The sequence below is a fragment of the Methanimicrococcus blatticola genome (assembly GCF_004363215.1).
Lineage (GTDB): Archaea > Halobacteriota > Methanosarcinia > Methanosarcinales > Methanosarcinaceae > Methanimicrococcus > Methanimicrococcus blatticola.
The window spans coordinates 888-1,239 of record NZ_SNYS01000004.1 but is presented as its reverse complement, the minus strand read 5'-3'; the positions used below and the strand labels follow the sequence as shown (position 1 = coordinate 1,239).

Genomic DNA, 352 nt, shown 5'->3' with positions numbered 1-352 from the left:
CGTAACGATTGTGTGTTCATCTCCAGGAATGACAGATGCTGTGTAATCGGTTCCCATACCGCCGTTTGTTTTGTACGTCACGTTATAATACGTCGTCTCATCATGTTTCCACTTAGCGTACACCGTCATGTTATCTGTCGGTGTTACGGTTTCGCCGACTGTGTAAACCGTTCCTGATCCGTCCGCATTTTCCGTCCAGTTTTCAAACACGAATCCGTATTTTGACATATTGGCCGTTCCGTTCGTAACGATTGTGTGTTCATCTCCCGGAATGACAGACACCGTGTAATCGGTTCCCGTTCCGCCGTTTGTTTTGTACGTCACGTTATAATACGTCGTCTCATCATGTTTC

General features: G+C 46.3%; 1 protein-coding gene. It reads right to left on the bottom strand.

What is annotated here, in order from left to right; translation table 11 throughout:
- The coding region (locus C7391_RS08660; protein WP_166627326.1) for an InlB B-repeat-containing protein at nucleotides 1-352 on the bottom strand (352 nt) is incomplete at both ends.